This window comes from Azospirillum sp. TSH64 (assembly GCF_003116035.1).
GTDB lineage: Bacteria > Pseudomonadota > Alphaproteobacteria > Azospirillales > Azospirillaceae > Azospirillum.
Map to the genome: position 1 here is coordinate 3,529,247 of NZ_LGQW01000015.1, position 2,808 is coordinate 3,532,054.

At 66.3% G+C, this 2,808-nt stretch carries 3 protein-coding genes; all 3 read left to right on the forward strand.

The window, feature by feature from the left end:
- Positions 1 to 165 precede the first annotated feature (165 nt).
- Positions 166 to 1,374 (forward strand): ABC transporter substrate-binding protein, encoded by a 1,209-nt coding sequence (locus tag TSH64_RS35910; protein WP_109446793.1) that lies wholly within the window; start codon positions 166 to 168, stop codon positions 1,372 to 1,374.
- 129 nt (positions 1,375 to 1,503) lie between these two features.
- Positions 1,504 to 2,391: a branched-chain amino acid ABC transporter permease gene (locus TSH64_RS35915; protein WP_098736016.1), complete on the forward strand. Its 888-nt coding sequence runs from the start codon at positions 1,504 to 1,506 to the stop codon at positions 2,389 to 2,391.
- Between the two features lie 3 nt (positions 2,392 to 2,394).
- Positions 2,395 to 2,808, forward strand: a 414-nt coding sequence (locus TSH64_RS35920; protein ID WP_146208127.1) for a branched-chain amino acid ABC transporter permease, incomplete at its 3' end; no start/stop codon positions are given.

The following is a 2,808-nucleotide window of genomic DNA, read 5'->3' on the forward strand; positions in this document are numbered from 1 at the left end:
AGGCGCTCCAGCCCCGACATCACCGGCGCGAACGCCGCCCCGACCCCATCGAAGGGCAGGGCGGCGAACCGCCGGTTCCATGCCCGATTGCCTGCTCCAGGCACGGCAGAGGGACCCGCGACGGGACCCGGCCGACAACAAAAACCAAGAGGGAGAGACCTTCTGATGCGCACGCTTCTTCTCGCCGGCACCGCCCTGCTGACGCTCGCCGGGACAGTCGTTCCGGCTGCCGCCCAGGTGTCGGACAACGTCATCCGCATCGGCGTGCTGAACGACCGTTCCGGCATCTACGCCGATCTGGCCGGCGAAGGCTCCGCCATCGCCGCGCGGATGGCGGCGGAGGAGTTCGGCAACAAGGTCGCCGGCGCGCCCGTCGAGATCGTCGTCGCCGATCACCAGAACAAGGCCGACATCGCCGCGTCGAAGGCGCGCGAGTGGGTCGACACCGGCGGCGTCGACGTCATCGCCGACGTGCCGAACTCCGCCGCCGCCCTGGCGGTGCAGGGCATCACCAAGGACAAGAAGCGCATCTTCCTGATGTCCGGTCCGGGCGCCACCGCGCTGAGCGGTGCGCAGTGCAGCCCCTACGGCTTCCAGTGGACCTACGACAACTACGCCATGGCCGCCGGCACCGGCCGAGCCCTCTATGAGCAGGGCAAGAAGAAGTGGTTCTTCGTGACCGCCGACTATGCCTTCGGCCAGTCGCTGGAAGAGGAGACCACCAAGATGGTGAAGTCGCTCGGCGGCACCATCTCCGGCTCGGTGCGCCATCCGCTCGGCACCTCGGACTTCTCGTCCTTCCTGTTGCAGGCGCAAGGGTCCGGCGCCGACGTCATCGGTCTGGCGAATGCCGGCGGCGACACCGTCAACGCGGTCAAGCAGGCCGCGGAGTTCGGCATCACCCAGTCGGGCCAGAGCCTGGCCGGCCTGCTGATGTTCATCTCCGACGTGCATGCGCTGGGCCTGCAATCGGCGCAGGGGCTGATGCTGACCACTGGCTTCTACTGGGACGCGGACGAGCAGACCCGCGAGTGGTCGAAAAAGTTCGAAGCCAAGGCCGGCAAGAAGCCGACCATGGTGCAGGCCGGCGTCTATTCGGCGGTGAAGCACTACCTGAAGGCGGTCGAGGCGGCGAAGACCGACGATGCCGACAAGGTCGCCGCCACGATGCGCGAACTGCCGGTCGAGGACATGTTCGCCAAGAAGGGCAAGATCGCCGCCAACGGCCGCATGTTCCACGACATGTATCTGGCCCAGGTGAAGACCCCCGCCGAGTCGAAGGGGGCCTGGGACTATTACAAGATCGTCAAGACCATCCCGGCCGACACCGCCTTCATGGACCCCAAGCAGAGCGGCTGTACGCTGGTGAAGTGAGGGGCGGTGAAGTGAGGCGTTGAGCCGTCCTCCGGTCCCGCCCGCCCGTTGGCGGGGCCGGAGGACGGCAATCGACGACCATCCAATCCAAAACAAGAACAACAACCACGAACCGGGAGAGACGCGGAGATGTTCAGCCTGCTGGGTGTTCCGCCCCAAGTGTTGTTCGGGCAGCTTCTGCTCGGACTGATCAATGGTTCCTTCTATGCGCTGCTCAGCCTTGGGCTTGCGGTGATCTTCGGCATGTTGAACGTCATCAACTTCGCCCATGGCGCGCTCTACATGGTCGGCGCCTTCGTGGCGTGGCTGTTGCTGACCTATGCCGGGATCGGCTACTGGGGGGCGCTTGTCGTGGCGCCGCTGGTGGTCGGGCTGCTCGGCATCGCGCTGGAAAAGTCGATGCTGTCGCGGCTCTACAAGCTCGACCACCTCTATGGCCTGCTGCTCACCTTCGGTCTGGCGCTGATCCTGGAGGGGGCGTTCCGCCACCAGTACGGCGTGTCGGGCCAGCCCTATCCGATTCCCGACGCGCTGAAGGGCGGGCAGAATCTGGGCTTCATGTTCCTGCCCAACTACCGCGCCTGGGTCGTCGTCGCCTCCCTCACCGTCTGCTTCGGCACTTGGTTCGCCATCGAGCGGACGAAGCTGGGGGCCTATCTGCGCGCGGCGACGGAGAACCCGACTCTGGTGCAGGCCTTCGGCATCAACGTGCCGGTGATGGTGTCGCTGACCTACGGCTTCGGCGTGGCGCTGGCCGGTCTGGCCGGCGTGCTGGCCGCACCCATCTATCAGGTGTCGCCGCTGATGGGGACCAACCTGATCATCATCGTCTTCGCCGTTGTGGTGATCGGCGGCATGGGCTCGATCCTGGGCGCCATCGTTACCGGCCTGGGGCTGGGGCTGCTGGAGGGGCTGACCAAGGTCTTCTACCCGGAAGCGTCCAACATCGTCGTGTTCGTCGTGATGGCGATCGTTCTTCTCATCAAGCCCGCGGGCCTCTTCGGACGGGAGCGCTGATCCATGAGCGTCGCCAGCAATTCCACCCCTGTCGCCCTGCGCGGCCCCGCCCGCGGCGCCGGAACGGCGATCATCGCCGCCGTCCTGCTGCTGGTCGCCGTCGTAGCCCCCTTCGTGCTCTATCCCGTCTTCCTGATGAAGGTGCTGTGCTTCGCGCTGTTCGCCTGCGCCTTCAACCTGCTGATCGGCTTCGCCGGCCTGCTCAGCTTCGGCCATGCCGCCTTCTTCGGCGGGGCGGCCTACATCGCCGCCCACACGGTGAAGGTCTGGGGCTGGGCGCCGGAGTTCGGGCTGATCGCCGCCACCGCGGTGGCCGGGCTGATGGGGCTGGTCTTCGGCCTGATCGCCATCCGCCGCCAGGGCATCTATTTCGCCATGATCACGCTGGCGCTGAGCCAGATGGTGTTCTTCCTGGCG